We start from the raw sequence: 14,339 nt of genomic DNA, 5'->3' as shown, positions 1-14,339 counted from the left end.
AATATTATGGCAGCTCACAAATTAAAGATGCGCTTAGGTGATTTATTGGTCCATGAAAATATCATCACCAAAGAACAACTAATGCAAGCGTTATCCGCTCAAAAAGAAACAGGCCGTAAGTTAGGTGATACGTTAATAGAATTAAACTCTTTAACTGAACGACAACTATTGCAGTTTTTAGCGCAGCAGTTAGACGTGCCCTTTTTAGATATTTCACAGCATAAAATATCCCCCAATGTAGCAACCTTATTACCTGAAGTTCATGCTCGACGTTTAAGAGCTTTAATTATTGAAGATAGAGGCGCGTCAGTACTCTTAGGAATGAGTGACCCTGCTGATTTAAGTGGCTTAGATCAATTAGAGCGCATGCTTTCTCCTAAACGTATTGAACTGGCTGTGGTTATGGAGTCACAGATTTTTGATGCTTTTGATGGTTTGTACCGACGTACCGCTGAAATTGAGTCTTTTGCGAGTCAACTGGAAGAGGAATACGAAGAATCCTCTAGTTTTAATTTAGAAACTAATTTTTTAGATGAAGGTGGTGATGCAACTGTTGGTAAGTTGCTTCAGTCTGTATTTGAAGATGCCGTACAAATGCGAGCATCGGATATTCATATTGAACCTGAAGAACAACAACTACGAATTCGACAACGTATTGATGGTGTTTTACAAGAGAAAGTACTTAAAGAAAATAAAATAGCTTCGGCTATGGTGTTACGCCTTAAATTAATGGCGGGACTTGATATCTCTGAAAAGCGTATTCCTCAAGATGGCCGTTTTCACCTAGATATTGCCGGGCATAGTATTGATGTACGTATGTCGACTATGCCAGTGCAATTTGGTGAGTCGGTGGTTATGCGTTTATTAGATCAATCGGCTGGCTTATTATCATTAGATCAAACGGGTATGCCGGCCGATATTGCTGAACGTATACGACTGCAAATTCATCGTCCACACGGTATGATTTTGGTTACCGGACCAACGGGGAGTGGTAAAACGACTACCTTATATGCAGCATTAAGCGAATTAAACGAACCCAGTAAAAAAATAATCACGGTAGAAGATCCTGTTGAATATCGTTTACCTCGTATAAACCAAGTACAAATAAATACCAAGATAGATTTAAGTTTTTCTCGGGTTTTACGTACCGCACTTCGTCAAGATCCCGATATTATGATGGTCGGTGAGATGCGAGATCAAGAAACAGTCGAAATAGGTCTGCGTGGCGCCATAACAGGTCATTTAGTTTTATCAACATTACACACCAATGATGCTATAACCAGTGCCTTACGGTTAATCGATATGGGCGCAGCCGGTTTCTTAGTGGGTAGTGCATTACGCGCTGTAATTGCTCAACGACTTGTTCGTAGAGTGTGTGATGTTTGTGCTATTGAATATCATGCTGATGAACAAGAGTTATTTTGGTTAACTAACTTAGCTGGTGAACAGGCAAAGAATATTAAATTTATGCACGGTAAGGGTTGTCAATCATGCCAATATACCGGTTATAAAGGCCGAATAGGTGTATTTGAAATACTTGAAATGAATGCTGAAATGATGGCTGCTTTAAAGCGTAATGATAGTGAGGCGTTTTCAGCATTAGCTAAAAAGAACCCTACTTTTACACCTTTGGCGAATGCCGCTTTTAATTACGCAGCTGAAGGTATTACCTCGGTAGAAGAAGTATTACGCCTCGTAGAGACTATTGATATCAGCTAAGTTTTGAGCGGTTATTCTTCCATTATATAGATACGTTACATTTGGTAAAAGTATAGAGAATTTATGGCTTTATTTAATTATACAGGGCGAAATGCCAATGGCAGTCAAGTAAAAGGTAGTCTTGAAGCTGCCAATGTCGATTTGGCTGCTGAAAAGGTTTTTAAAAAAGGTATAACTCCTATTGCTGTTACTGCAGTAAAGCAAGGTGATAAAACTAGTGCAAATATTGATGTTTTAGAGTTGTTTAATAATGGCCGAGTGTCACTAGAAGAGTTAATTATTTTCTGTCGACAAATGTACGCTTTAATGCGCTCAGGGGTGCCAATATTAAGAGCAATTAATGGCATGGTTGAATCTGCTAATTCAATAACATTAAAAAAAGCACTATCAGATATAGGCAGACAACTTGAAGGTGGTTACGCCTTTTCATCCGCGTTAAATAGCCATCCCAAAATTTTTGATAATCTATTTGTTTCATTGATACATGTTGGTGAAAATACAGGGCAATTAGATCAAGCATTCTTAAAGCTAACGAGTTATCTTGAACGTGAACTAGATACTCGAAAACGTATTAAAGCGGCTTTACGTTACCCAAGTATGGTTTTAATTGCGATAACTGCGGCGATAGTTATTCTTAATATTTTTGTTATTCCAACCTTTGCAGACATGTTTTCTCGCTTAGGGGCTGATTTACCTCTTGCTACTCGCTTTATTATTGCCAGCTCTAATCTATTTTTAAATTATTGGCCGTATATGCTAACGGGCGTTATTTTGATCTTTTATATGATTAATAAGTCCTTAAAAACTAAACAGGGTAGACTGCAATGGGATAAACGTAAAATCAACATTCCAATTGTCGGTAGCATTATTGAACGCTCTATTTTGGCGAGATTTTCGCACAGCTTTGCCATTGTGTTAAAGGCTGGAGTCCCCATGACCACAGGATTAACCTTGGTAGCAGATGCTGTAGATAATAGTTACATGCAAGGTAAAATAGCGGCAATGCGTCAAGGGATTGAAGGCGGTGAAAGTTTATTGCGATCTTCTGTAGCAAGCGGTTTATTCACTCCTTTAGTTTTGCAAATGGTTGCTGTTGGTGAAGAAACAGGTCGTGTAGACGAGTTACTTGCCGAAGTAGGTGATTATTATGAGCGTGAAGTTGATTATGACTTAAGCACTCTTACCGCCCGCATTGAACCTCTACTTCTGGTAGTAGTGGCAGTAATGGTGTTGGTGTTAGCATTAGGGATTTTCACCCCGATGTGGGATATGGCTTCGGCCATGCAAGGGTAGATAAGTAGAATGAATAAACCACTAAATCATTCTGAAAAAAAACAAGGCTCTATGGTTGAGCTTTTAGTGGTGATTGTTGTTGTTATGATAATGATGAAATTATTATTAGATGTTTTTTTTAGTCAACAAGAAAAAATAACTGATACAGCTTTTACCGGGTTAGCACAAAGCTTTATGAGTAAAGTTAACGTTGTTCATGGGCAATGGCTGATGGATAGACAGCCCGAAACTGTTGTGCTGAGTCAACTTAGCAGTAGTGAAAAACAGTACATTAAAGTAAATAAGTTTGGCTGGATTGATAGTAAAAACCACAGGCTAGCTTGTCATGATATTTGGCAGCAAACCCTAGCAGTACCATTAAAGGTGGTCAAATCAACAGTTGTTGCGATTGAAATTCAAAATAAAGTGATTAAAAACGGCCGTTTATGCCGTTACAGTATTGCTAATGGACAATCTTTTGACTATCGTAGTGATACAGGGAAAATAAAATTAAGCAACTAACCATTACTTATCAAGTTGATCTAATACTGAGTATTCATTTCATCAGCGGTAGAGGTGTGATGGGTAGATAACATTGTTTTTTAGAGATCTCTAAATCATAATGTTGTTATGCTGGTCTAGTAAATCTAGATTCGTGGTAGATAATACAAAGCAGTTGAACTAAATAAATGTATTAATGCGAAGTACATCAATACCTAACTATCTAGTTTATTTAATAAGGTCACCCCAATGGTACACAACAATAGTTATAATGAGTCAGTATTTAGTATGAACAAAAATACAGGTTTTACATTAATAGAATTGGTTATCGTTGTCGTTATTTTAGGTTTTTTAGCTACAACAGCTATTCCTAAATTTGTCGACTTAACTGAGCAAGCTAAGCAAGCTAATATTGAAGGTATGGCCGGTGGATTCGCAACAGGTGTATCATTAGCACGTTCACAGTGGGAAGCCGAGGCTCGCCCAAAAGACTCCAGTGGCGAAAACTTTGTTAATTACGACGGCACTGTTGTATACCTAACCAGTGAAGACCGTTCAACTACACCAGCAATCAGCCCAGGTTACATTGTTGGGCTGAGTGCCACACCGGGTATAAATGGCACTAAAGAAATGACGGCAGCATCATGTATTGATGTGTGGAATAGCTTGTTACAGCAACCACCAGCAATAACAGACGATGTGGATAATATTAATAGTGATGATAGTTTTAGGTATTTAGCGAGTGTTTCAGGTGGTGGCGCTAATACGTTATGTCATTATCATTTAAAAGAAACACTAGCACGTGACGACACTGGCGAATATGTTGCCTTAACAACAGCGACATTAACTAGTGTTGGTAATAGCTTTAGCTATCAACCAGCTAATAGCTCAGTAATTATTTATATCAATGATAATTAACAATAAATTTTAAAGTGAAATTGGATTTTTTGGTTTATAATTATTAATATAAATCTAATAGTTTAATTTCACTATTAAGTAAGTCTAAATCAGCCATTAAAACGCGAATATTTTCGTTTATAAATTGAGGATAAAACATGAAAAATAGTATGAATGTTAAAGTAAATCAAAAGGGTTTTACCTTAATTGAATTGGTAGTAGTAATCGTTATTCTAGGTATTTTAGCTGTTACTGCAGCACCTAAGTTTATTGATTTGAGCGGTGATGCAAAAGCGTCAGTTGTGCAAGCAGTTGAAGGTTCTTTAAAATCTGCGGCAGATATGGCTTATGCGAAACGTCTTGTTAAAGGTGTTAGTGCAGGTGGGAGTATGTCTTTTGGCAGCGATACTGTTACTTTTGTTAATGGATACCCAATAGCTGCAGATATTCAAAAGTTAACGGATATTTCTGCTTCAGTAAGTGAAGGTGCAGATTTCCTCCTCGATGATGATGGGACTGATGGTAGTATTTCTTTTCAGCATTCAGATGCCTCGAATAAAGTTGAGTGTCAGGTTACTTATAGCAATGCAGCAGAGTCAGGTGATAAACCTGAAATTGAAAGTGTTGTTTCTGATTGTTAATTGCATAGATATAAACTAAAAATTATTAAGCCGAGTAAACCTCGGCTTTTTTATGTCTGATTGTTTATTTAGTTGTCGTATTATTTTGTTTAACTTGTACTTCATGCTTCTCTAAATCTATTAACCATCTTGTTTTCTCTTGTGGATAAGTACGTTGAGCTTCGTTAAGTAGTCGGTCAAAAAGTTCTTCTTTATCGAGTATATTCGCCACTAATAACGCTTTTCTATACAAAATTGGTCTTGGTTTATATTGTATACGATCAATAACCCAATCAAGGTAACTAGTTAGTTTTTCGTTATCTCTTTCATGTAAACCTGAAATAAGTATATGAGCATATACCGCAGCATCTAACCGATTTTGCCAAGCTATAGGGTTAACAATATTATTCAAACGTTTAAGCGCTACAGGGTCTGTTAAGTTTTTTTCGTATTCTACTAAAATATATGCAGTGTGTTGTGCAGTTACCATAAAAGGGACAAAAATAGCAGGTATCAATAAAGCCAAAAAGCGTATTAAAAACGTTTTTTGACAAGGAATAATATTTATTTTGTTTTTAGTATTTATAGTATATTGATCAATGACCCACAGTAATATTAAAAATACTAACCAATGCGAAACAGAGCTATAAAAAGGAAACTCAAATTGGCAATGTACCAATAAAGGTAAGGGTAAAGCTAATAATAACAAACCTTTGTTTAGAGGAATTTTAATCCAAGTTAATACAAAACCGACAGTAAAAAGCAAAAAAGCTAATAAAGCAACTCCGCCTCCTTCAACGACCCAAAAAAACACCTCGTTATGGGGATGAGAAAAATTCACCAACGTATCGCCAACTTCTGGATGCTGTTGAGCATATTGGTTGAAGTGGTCAATAAAGCTTCGTTCAAACCCACCGTAGCCGTAGCCTAATAGTGGCTCCTCTTTAATCATATTAAGGCTAACCAGATAGACGTCATAACGAACCCCTGTATTTTGATAGACTTCGGTAGAGCGAACAGGAGTAGAAGATTTTTCAATACAAATTAATGCCGCACTTATTGCTAAGCCTATAACGCATAAGTTCGTAACTAATTGTCTTTTACTTTTTTGAAAAATATATGGTGTTGTACATATTAATGCCAATAATGCACCAACAAAGCCGGTTCTAGATTGTAATACCACTAATAAAAAAGTAGTGCTGAACAGGCTAAAAAATACAAAGTACTTAAGTGGTTTGTATTTTGTTAAAAGTGTTGTTTTACTTGAGAAGAACAAAGCTATAGCTAGACCTGTCGCCATAAAGCTTGCCATCACATTGGGTTGTAAGAATACGCCATGTGGGCGACTAGAACCTATTCTATAACCACCCCAATCTCCGGCTTCAAATATAAAAAACTGTACTAAACCAAAGCTGGCTTCCAATATAATAGCAATTAATATTATGCCAAGTATTTGTAAAATATTAGGTTTGGATAGTTGAAATTGATAGAGAGAAAACAAAAAGAGCAAGCCACCGATTAAGGCGAGTACTCTAGGAATAGCATGGTCAGTAAATTGAAAATTATAAAAAATAGGAATAACTAAGCAAATACAGCCTAAGGTTAACCAAAGTAGCATGTTACTGTAGTAAATTTTTTTATTTAAGGTTATTTGCCATAAACCAAGGGCAATTAATATTGACGTTATTATCCAAGCAATAACATTATAAGAATAATATAAGCCAACACCGCCAGGTGTATCTAAAATGACATGCATACCAACGAGGAAATAAAGTACGAGAAAAAATTTAAAATAAGGTAATAAAATCAAAATAAGCTCATGATAGTCAATGCAATACTTGAGTATACAATCTATGGTTAAAGTGTTGTAAGATAATAATGCTATTTTTTGTTGGTATGGTTAGTACTTACTACAGCAGAGAATTGATTTGGGGTCACGTCAGAAAAATTTACTTATCATCGAGCACCAATATGCAAAACCAAGGCTTTACTTTAATAGAATTGATTGCTGTCATCCTTTTGATTTCAATTCTTGCCGTATCGGTAGCGCCAAAATTTGATAGTACTGATGGTTACGAAGCACATACACATAGAGCACAATTAATTGCAGCATTGCGTTTAACGCAGCAACGGGCGATGCAACAAACTTCCCAAGCAGATGATTATTGCCATCAAATAGTATTTGATAATGATTATCCTCGTTATGGCATTCCTGATAGAACTGATTGCGATGTGATGATATTTCCAGGAACGATTGAAAACTGGGAGCCTGATGCAACAGGCTATTTAGTTGATAGTCGCTATCAAATTACCTTTAATATTGATGGTCAAAGTAATCCTCAAGCGGTAGGTTTTGATTGGATGGGGCGACCTACTAAAGACTGCTTAAATGGTTGTGTAATCAATGTGGCGCACCCAACAAGTACATCACTAAAAATTACTATTGAAAAGGAGGGCTATATTCATGCATTCGATCTTCCATAATAAACAAGCCCGTCAATTCACTAGTTTAGTTAAAAAACAGCAAGGATTTACCCTAATTGAGTTGATTATAGGTATTGTTATATTAACGATATCATTGGCTATCGTGAGTACTCTTATCGCTCCAGCAGATGAGAAAAGTGCAGATAATGTATTACAAATTAAAGCCTCAGAGCTTGCACAAAGTTTAATGAACGATATAACGAGCCGTGCTTTTGATGATAATTCAGATATGTCTGGTGGACGTGTTCGATGCGATGAAGCAGGGACTGCGGCTTGTACTACAACACTTGGGCCAGAGACTGGTGAAGATAATCGTAATTTATTCGATGATGTAGACGACTTTCACAATTATAGCGATAAAAAAAACTCAACGGGTGACGATATTGATGGCGGTTACGATCAGTTCAAAATATCTGTCAAGGTGATTTATGCAGGTGAGGATCTTGGTTTAGCTAACAGGTTGGCGAAGCGTATTACTGTAACAGTAACAACCCCTTTAGGCACCGAAATTGAGTTTACCAGCCATAAGGCTAATTTTTAATGATTTTTTTAGCCGTCAAGTTTAGCCGAAAGAAGCGAAAAATTACGCAAGGTTTTACTTTGCTAGAAATGATTCTAGTTATTATGATTTTAGGCATAATGGCGGTAGGCATAAGTGGTTTTATCAGCCTATCTACGCAAACTTATATCAATGCTACGGCCCGAGATGAACTGGTTGGTAATGCACGTTTTGTGATCGAACGTTTAAGTCGTGAATTACGTAATGCGTTACCAAATAGTATTCGTGTTAAAAACTTTAATGCAGGACAAGGACAGTGTCTTCAATTTACTCCCATTATCGCTAGTACTGTTTATACCGATATTCCTGTAATGCCAGAGCCAGCTAGCAACAGTTTATCTATAATTCCTTTCAATAATAATGAAGGCGATTCTTTTCAATGTGACACTGTTTCTAACTGTAATGCACTGGCGACAGTTTACCCATTAAGTACTGACGATATTTATGCAGACTCTACAGCTGCACTCGGTAAAACTTTTCAAGTTGAAAGTGTTACCGACAATATAGTATTTGGTACTGCTGTAGATCTTTCTGAAATAATCCTTAACCAGGCGATTAACTTTATTGAAGATTCACCCACTAAACGGCTTTATATTATTAATGACCAGGTGAGCTATTGTGTAACATCAGGTTTTATTTCTCGTTACCAAGAAAACATTGCTAGTGGTAACCAGATTGCTCCGCCTGTTTCTTCTAGCACGCTTATGGCGGGGTATTTAACGACAAACTTTAATGGTCATTTACCTTTTAATTACCAACCTGCAACGTTAAGGCGTAATGCGGTTGTGCAAATACATCTTAAGTTTACACAAGATGATGAGAGTTACGTGTTTGATCACGAAGTACATATTAACAATGTTCCTTAAGTAGCATGTATTGCAAATTTTTAACTGTAATTTTATGAGTTAACACTTTATCAGAGATCATGCTTATATTGCATAAACATCTGCTTAGCGTTACCTTTATATCAATGTTAGTCCTAATAAATAGTAGTTTTAACTGGCAATATGCATAACCAACAATCGCTTAAAAATAGATTCCACAGCAACCTAACTCGCACTGATGCACAGCGAGGGAGTTCTATTGTCTTAGCTTTATTCGTTATCATTATTTTAACTTTACTTGGTAGTGCGCTAATGCGCATGATTTCAACCAGCAGTGAAACTGTATCACAAGAAGTTTTAGGTACGCGCGCTTATATGGCCGCAAACTCTGCAATGCAAGCAGAGTTACAACAACTTTTTCCGCTTAACAATACCGTTGGCGTTTGTAATGCTAGCAATATTATTACTTATGACTTTCAAGATGAAAATACAGATATTCCAGGCTTATATGATTGTGAAGCGACAACAACGTGTGACAATTACTATTCTGATAGCGAGAATGATGTTGAGTATTACCGGCTAACCAGTACTGGGAAGTGTGGTACTGGCGCTATGAATTCTGACAGTAAAGTGATTGTAAAAAGCAGCAGAACGATTCAAATAGAAGCGAGGAGTTTGTAGATGACAATTCGTGCACTGTTTTATTATCTACTCCTTATTCTATTTTCTCAAAGTGTAAGGGCTGTAGAGTGTCCAGTTGTTTTTCCAGATGGAATACAAAATAATGATGATGAAGGGCTTATTACTTTTAATTACCATGGTCAACTTAAGAATAGTCCCGATAATATTTTAGCAACTAATCAAGATATTATCGATGCTTCAGGTGATAATTGGAATAGTTGTGAAGATGGACCTTGTACTAAACTAGGTTCTATAGCTGAAGTTGTAAATATTAATGATTTTGGAACTGGTGAAGATGGTGATATTACACTTATTGTAAATGAAAGCCAAACTATAGCGCCAGGAAACTATGGCGATTTATTATTAAATTATCACTCAGTTTTAACACTAACCGAAGGTGATTATTACTTTACAGGAAATTTTGTTAATAACTCGCAAAGAAATATAATCATTAACGGCTCTGGCGTTGTACGCATCTTTGTTCAGGGTATCGTTACTTTAGGATATCAATCAGGTTTGAATGAAAATGGTAGCGCAACCCAATTGTTACTTTACTCAGCAGATAATATTGTTGTTGGTAACGAAGTGAACTTTTCAGGGTTCATATATAGCAAAGAAAATGTCACCATTTCTTATCAATCATATGTTAAAGGTGCTATCAGCGCTAAAAATCTGACCCCATCGAATACAGAGCAAGTCATAGAGTTTGAGGATGATATTCCTGATTTTGGTGATTTTTGTGGAACACCATCGTTTATAATGCCGATTACGGATTATCGTTTTGATGAATTAGTGTATACGGGCGCCCCTGGTGAAATTATAGACTCAATTACGGGGGCAGATGGTCAAGCAATAGATAGTCAACCTACCGAAGGTAAGGTGTGTAATGCAATAGATTTAAGTGCAACAGGCATCGATGATTACGCTATTCTTGATGAATCGGTTTTAACTGGGAAAACCAACTTTAGTATTTCTTTATGGTCTAAAAGTAGTAAAACTTCAAACCAAAGCTTCCTCTCTGGTGCTGGCGCTAGTGCTAATGATTTACTAATGTGGTTTATCAATGATACTAATTTTAGACCCCATTTAAAGAATTCTTATCAAGGTGATATTAGGACACCTTCAATTGCTGATGGCGAGTGGCATCATTTAGTGTGGACTAGAGAAGGCAATCAAAGTTGTATATTTGTAGATAAGGTATTACAAGGTTGTGTTACACAATCGTCATCAGCTTTAAGTATACAGAGTCTCATTCTTGGACAAGAACAAGATAGTATAGGAGGTGACTTTGTTTCATCTCAAGCGCTTGAAGGCTTAATTGATGAATTACTGATTTTTGATGAAGTGATAAGCTCATCACAAGTTGCAGATATTTATGATAATCAAAACTCAGGCCGAGGTTATGACGGTAGCGCTAGAGTTTGTCCAACATTAGTTGAAGCGGTTACTGGCCGAGTGACCTTAAATAATACCATTAGTAACCCTGAATTTACGCATGTGTGTTTTGATACTCCTTTCTCTAGCGTTCCTCAAGTATTTAGTTTACCAACCACTGCTAATGATGAAGATCGTTTAACCTTAAGAATTAAAAATGTAACAACTGAAGGGTTTGATATTGCTCAGGTTGAATCACGCGAACAAGCAAATAGTTCACCTCCTACGGGTAATGTTGCTCAAACAGTTGACTTTTTAGCTATTGTTGAAGGGGATTACAACCTTGATGGTGGCGCTGTTATGCGCGTAGGGAGTGTTAATACGCAAAGTTTTCAAAGCAAATTTATTAACGGTAGTTCTTGGGAAACGGTCAATACAGCTGATTTAAACTTCTCACAATCACCGGCAATAATTACCGCGATTCAAACCATGTCTAATGAGACGAATAACCATCCAGCGGGCCCCTTTCCAATTTCAGAGCCTTTTATGGCGACCACCGTTAGTAGTGTTACCAATACTCAATTTAATATTGCTTTAGATAGAGGGGAAACCACAACAGGAACGGTAAATACTAATGAAACGATAGGCTATATTGCTATTACTGCCGGTGCTAGTGGACAGCTTACAACCGATATTACTTTTGAATCATTTCTCACTAACGATAATATTCAAGGTACCGATGACGATAATGACTGTCAAATAGTTAATTTTAATCAATCTTATGATGACACCCCGTTAGTGATTGCTAGTAAAAATAGTCATGACGGTCCTGACGGTGGCTGGCTGAAACAATGTGCCATATCAACCTCTAGTGTTGGTTTAGTGATAGTCGAGGATGCTGATAATGATGAAGAAAATGCTCATACCACAGAAATAGGCGGTGGTTTGGTATTAGGAGGAGCATTTAAAGACTACACAAATTCATGTCCAGTTTTAATAGATCACTTTGAGATAGATACTTTAAATGGTCAAGGTTTAACATGTGAGCCAGACACAATATCGATTAAGGCCTGTAGTAATGCTGATTGTGATCTGCTGTATAGTAATAATGTTGATGTGCAGTTACTTGTAACTAGTAGCTCTGAAGGAATATCAAACAAAATGATTACCGTGGTCGGTGGTGAAAGTGATTTTAGTTATCGCCATACGGTTGCTGAACAAGTTTCTTTAAGTATAGATAAATACTATGAATGTAGTGATGGAGAAGCAATTCCTTGTACGGTTACCTTTGCTGATGCCGGTTTTCGATTTGTTACTGATACAGGTGATTCCACTTTACCATTACAGCTTTCAGGAAAACCCTCAAATACAGGTTTTAACGCAAGCACCTTGCAAGTAGAGGCTGTTAAAACTGATGATTCTGGTGCTTGTGCGCCACTTTTGGTAACAGGCCAGTCTATTGAAATGGCGGGTAGTTATCAAAATCCGAGTACAGGATCTGAAAAAGTAAACATTTCCGGGGTTGATATTGGTACTGCGGCAAATAATATTACTTTTGATAACTTACCTTTTAGTTCAGTAGCACTAGATTTTGGTAATGCTACGCAAAATAAGGCAGAGTTTGTTTTTACTTATCCAGACGCTGGTACGACGCAACTTCATGCGCGTTATGAATTGCCTGATGATAATGGTAACTCTTCTGGAGAATATGTTACGGGTAGCTCTAATCCAATAACGGTACGCCCTTTAGGATTTTTTATCGACGTAGCTGACAACCCTGAAGCGCAAAGTGCTAGTGATAGCGTCTTTAAAAAAGCGGGGGAAGAGTTCACCACAAGTGTTAGCGCAGTAGCATGGCATGTTGATGATGACTCCAATGGCGATGGGGTGCCTGATACTAATGCGGATTTATCTAATAACAATGTGACACCAAACTTTGGAAATGAAAGTGTTGCCGATACTGTCGTTATTTCAGGTAGCATATATTTACCGAACCCAGGTACCGACGGTACATTAACAAATACTGAATTTACCAACTTTACCAATGGGGTTGCGACTAACGGCAGTGCTAATAATAAATCCATGACTTATAGCGAAGTCGGTATAGTTAGTTTTAGTGCTAATTTACAAGATAGTAAATATTTAGGCGGTAGTGATATTAGCGGCGAAGAGCCTTACGTTGGCCGATTTATTCCAGATCATTTTGCCGTGAAAAATGTTGTAGATGGTATTTTAAATGGCAGCTGTGATACAGCTAATACAACAGATTTGCCTTTTGTCTATAGTGGACAAAGGTTGACGGACAGTTCAGCAACGGGGGCATTAGGTTATTTAATTGCACCAAAAATTGTTCTTGAAGCAAGAAACTCAAATGATCAGCTAACGCAGAATTATACTGAAGATTTTATCAAATTATCATTAACTAACTTTGAGCGTTTAATGGCTGCAAGTCATACCGCCCCAAGTACGCAAATATTGGCGCCCGTTGCCGATAATAGTCAAATGGGCAAAGATGCAACTAACTTAGTACGCTTAACTGCAAATATTGATGAAGCAACCTTAGTTGGTGAAAATGGCGTTATAACCTATAGCTACAATGACGATGACAACTTTTTTTATTGGCATGAAGGAAATAGTGAGATTGCTGAATTTACCTCTGATATAGATTTATCTATGGTTTCCATTATTGATGGCGATCTTGTTGAAACTAAAGATTATGATGGCGATACGGGTAATAACCTAATTCTTACACTGCAACCTAGTGGCAAGTTAATACGCTTTGGGCGCGCTCAGCTTGAAAACAGCTATGGCCCTGATACCTCAGATTTACCGCAAACGTTGTCAGTTACTTATTATACCGCTGATGGATATATCCTGAATGAAGAAGATACTTGCACAATTTATAACTCTAGTAATATTAGCCTCACTAATATCAGTTTAGATCCTGAAAAAACACCAATAAAGAGTGCAGTGTCAGGTACATTTGCTGACGAAGAGTTGCATGGTGAAACACGCGATATTATATTAACCGCGCCAACCGTTGATTTAAATGAAAGCAATACTGGCCAAGTTTGTGTTAGTTACAGTATTTTTCCATGGTTGCAATATAAATGGGCTGTAGATGAAGATAACTTACAATGCTCATATACTGATGTAGACGGTTTATTCAATGATAATCCACACGCTATAGCAACTTTTGGACTATACCGCGGTAATGACCGAATTATCTATCAAAGAGAAGTATCGCGTTAATAGTCGTTATTTATAATAACTCGTTACTTTTTCTTTACGTTTTATCTTAAAAAAAGCAACACATTAGCGTTAGACTAAGGTATCATTATCCGATCTGTTATTCGCACGCATTCTCGCACGAATTTTCGCACACAATCAGCGTTTGCTTTATTAGTA

11 protein-coding genes are annotated in these 14,339 nt (G+C 37.0%); 10 read left to right on the top strand and 1 reads right to left on the bottom strand.

The window, feature by feature from the left end; genetic code table 11:
• The first annotated feature begins 6 nt into the window (after positions 1-6).
• The 5 genes from KO502_RS06345 to KO502_RS17235 all read left to right on the top strand — a co-directional run bounded on the left by KO502_RS06345 (position 7) and on the right by KO502_RS17235 (position 5,030).
• Positions 7-1,719 (top strand): GspE/PulE family protein, encoded by a 1,713-nt coding sequence (locus KO502_RS06345; protein ID WP_216021721.1) that lies wholly within the window; start codon positions 7-9, stop codon positions 1,717-1,719.
• 63 nt (positions 1,720-1,782) lie between these two features.
• Positions 1,783-3,012 (top strand): type II secretion system F family protein, encoded by a 1,230-nt coding sequence (locus KO502_RS06340; RefSeq protein ID WP_216021720.1) that lies wholly within the window; start codon positions 1,783-1,785, stop codon positions 3,010-3,012.
• 9 nt (positions 3,013-3,021) lie between these two features.
• On the top strand, positions 3,022-3,513 hold the full coding sequence (locus KO502_RS06335) for a hypothetical protein (protein ID WP_216021719.1): 492 nt from the start codon (positions 3,022-3,024) through the stop codon (positions 3,511-3,513).
• Between the two features lie 267 nt (positions 3,514-3,780).
• A complete protein-coding gene (locus KO502_RS06330) occupies positions 3,781-4,410 on the top strand; it encodes a prepilin-type N-terminal cleavage/methylation domain-containing protein (RefSeq protein ID WP_252730547.1) in 630 nt (209 codons plus the stop codon).
• Between the two features lie 137 nt (positions 4,411-4,547).
• Complete coding sequence (locus tag KO502_RS17235; protein WP_216021717.1) at positions 4,548-5,030, top strand: prepilin-type N-terminal cleavage/methylation domain-containing protein; 483 nt, start codon at positions 4,548-4,550, stop codon at positions 5,028-5,030.
• Positions 5,031-5,094: 64 nt separating this feature from the next.
• Here KO502_RS17235 and KO502_RS06320 read toward each other — a convergent pair whose 3' ends face one another.
• Complete coding sequence (locus KO502_RS06320; protein ID WP_216021716.1) at positions 5,095-6,819, bottom strand: PglL family O-oligosaccharyltransferase; 1,725 nt, start codon at positions 6,817-6,819, stop codon at positions 5,095-5,097.
• A gap of 68 nt (positions 6,820-6,887) precedes the next feature.
• Between KO502_RS06320 and KO502_RS06315 the strand changes: the two genes are divergently transcribed.
• The 5 genes from KO502_RS06315 (at position 6,888) to KO502_RS06295 (ending at position 14,183) form a co-directional block, all read left to right on the top strand.
• Entirely contained in the window at positions 6,888-7,493 is a 606-nt protein-coding gene (locus KO502_RS06315; protein ID WP_354668309.1) for a type II secretion system protein, read from the top strand.
• Positions 7,474-8,034, top strand: a complete 561-nt coding sequence (locus KO502_RS06310; RefSeq protein WP_216021715.1) for a prepilin-type N-terminal cleavage/methylation domain-containing protein — start codon at positions 7,474-7,476, stop codon at positions 8,032-8,034. The genes KO502_RS06315 and KO502_RS06310 overlap by 20 nt, the downstream gene beginning before the upstream one ends.
• Entirely contained in the window at positions 8,034-8,918 is an 885-nt protein-coding gene (locus KO502_RS06305) for a type II secretion system protein (protein ID WP_216021714.1), read from the top strand. Before KO502_RS06310 ends, KO502_RS06305 begins: the two co-directional genes overlap by 1 nt.
• 141 nt (positions 8,919-9,059) lie before the next feature.
• Positions 9,060-9,557 (top strand): pilus assembly PilX N-terminal domain-containing protein, encoded by a 498-nt coding sequence (locus tag KO502_RS06300; protein ID WP_216021713.1) that lies wholly within the window; start codon positions 9,060-9,062, stop codon positions 9,555-9,557.
• On the top strand, positions 9,558-14,183 hold the full coding sequence (locus KO502_RS06295; protein ID WP_216021712.1) for a DUF6701 domain-containing protein: 4,626 nt from the start codon (positions 9,558-9,560) through the stop codon (positions 14,181-14,183).
• Positions 14,184-14,339 lie beyond the last annotated feature (156 nt).

Source organism: Colwellia sp. E2M01 (assembly GCF_018860585.1).
Lineage (GTDB): Bacteria > Pseudomonadota > Gammaproteobacteria > Enterobacterales > Alteromonadaceae > Colwellia.
This window is presented reverse-complemented; position numbering and strand designations above follow the sequence as displayed.

Excerpts from the sequence above, each read along its gene's own strand:
- KO502_RS06345 (WP_216021721.1), top strand. The coding sequence starts at position 7 with ATGGCAGCTCACAAATTAAAGATGCGCTTAGGTGATTTATTGGTCCAT.
- KO502_RS06340 (WP_216021720.1), top strand. The coding sequence starts at position 1,783 with ATGGCTTTATTTAATTATACAGGGCGAAATGCCAATGGCAGTCAAGTA.
- KO502_RS06335 (WP_216021719.1), top strand. The coding sequence starts at position 3,022 with ATGAATAAACCACTAAATCATTCTGAAAAAAAACAAGGCTCTATGGTT.
- KO502_RS06330 (WP_252730547.1), top strand. The coding sequence starts at position 3,781 with ATGAACAAAAATACAGGTTTTACATTAATAGAATTGGTTATCGTTGTC.
- KO502_RS17235 (WP_216021717.1), top strand. The coding sequence starts at position 4,548 with ATGAAAAATAGTATGAATGTTAAAGTAAATCAAAAGGGTTTTACCTTA.
- KO502_RS06315 (WP_354668309.1), top strand. The coding sequence starts at position 6,888 with ATGCTATTTTTTGTTGGTATGGTTAGTACTTACTACAGCAGAGAATTG.
- KO502_RS06310 (WP_216021715.1), top strand. The coding sequence starts at position 7,474 with ATGCATTCGATCTTCCATAATAAACAAGCCCGTCAATTCACTAGTTTA.
- KO502_RS06305 (WP_216021714.1), top strand. The coding sequence starts at position 8,034 with ATGATTTTTTTAGCCGTCAAGTTTAGCCGAAAGAAGCGAAAAATTACG.
- KO502_RS06300 (WP_216021713.1), top strand. The coding sequence starts at position 9,060 with ATGCATAACCAACAATCGCTTAAAAATAGATTCCACAGCAACCTAACT.
- KO502_RS06295 (WP_216021712.1), top strand. The coding sequence starts at position 9,558 with ATGACAATTCGTGCACTGTTTTATTATCTACTCCTTATTCTATTTTCT.